The sequence below is a fragment of the Castellaniella sp. FW104-7C03 genome, assembly GCF_040276085.1.
GTDB lineage: Bacteria > Pseudomonadota > Gammaproteobacteria > Burkholderiales > Burkholderiaceae_B > Castellaniella.
The window spans coordinates 1-1,091 of the sequence record NZ_JBELOK010000030.1; the positions used below are offsets into that span (position 1 = coordinate 1).

At 60.3% G+C, this 1,091-nt stretch carries 1 protein-coding gene; it reads left to right on the forward strand.

Annotated elements, in window-relative coordinates:
- A partial coding sequence (gene tuf, locus ABS758_RS14915; protein ID WP_350384137.1) for an elongation factor Tu occupies positions 1–1,085 on the forward strand: 1,085 nt, incomplete at its 5' end.
- Positions 1,086–1,091 lie beyond the last annotated feature (6 nt).

The window sequence follows — 1,091 nt, forward strand, 5'->3', positions numbered from 1 at the left end:
TGGCCAAGGCGAGCGGTGGCGAAGCCCGCGGCTACGACCAGATCGACAACGCGCCCGAAGAAAAGGCGCGTGGCATCACCATCAACACCTCGCACGTCGAGTACGAGACGGCTAGCCGTCACTACGCACACGTCGACTGCCCGGGCCACGCCGATTACGTGAAAAACATGATCACGGGTGCAGCGCAGATGGACGGCGCAATCCTGGTGGTGTCGGCCGCTGACGGCCCCATGCCCCAGACGCGTGAGCACATTCTGCTGGCCCGCCAGGTGGGTGTGCCTTACATCATTGTGTTTCTGAACAAGTGCGACATGGTCGACGACGAGGAGCTGCTTGAGCTCGTCGAAATGGAAGTGCGCGAGCTGCTGTCCAAGTACGATTTCCCGGGTGACGATACCCCGATCATCAAGGGCTCGGCCAAGCTGGCGCTTGAGGGCGACGAAGGTCCTCTGGGCTCGCAAGCCATCATGCAACTGGCCGAAGCGCTGGACACCTACATTCCCCAGCCCGAGCGCGCCGTGGACGGCACGTTCCTGATGCCAGTGGAAGACGTGTTCTCGATCTCTGGCCGTGGCACGGTGGTTACTGGCCGTATCGAGCGTGGTGTGGTCAAGGTTGGCGAGGAAATCGAGATTGTCGGTATCCACGACACGGTCAAGACCACCTGCACGGGCGTTGAGATGTTCCGCAAGCTGCTCGATCAGGGCGAGGCGGGCGATAACGTCGGTATCTTGCTGCGCGGCACCAAGCGTGAAGAAGTCGAGCGTGGCCAGGTGTTGGCCAAGCCCGGTTCGATTCACCCGCACACGGATTTCTCGGCCGAGGTTTACATCTTGTCCAAGGACGAGGGTGGACGTCACACGCCGTTTTTCAAGGGCTATCGTCCTCAGTTTTACTTCCGCACCACTGATGTCACGGGCACGATTGAGTTGCCTGAGGACAAAGAGATGGTGTTGCCGGGCGACAACGTCTCCATGAAGGTCAGCCTGATTGCGCCGATCGCCATGGAAGAAGGTCTGCGTTTTGCCATCCGCGAAGGTGGCCGCACCGTGGGCGCCGGCGTCGTTGCCAAAATCATCAAGTAATTGATG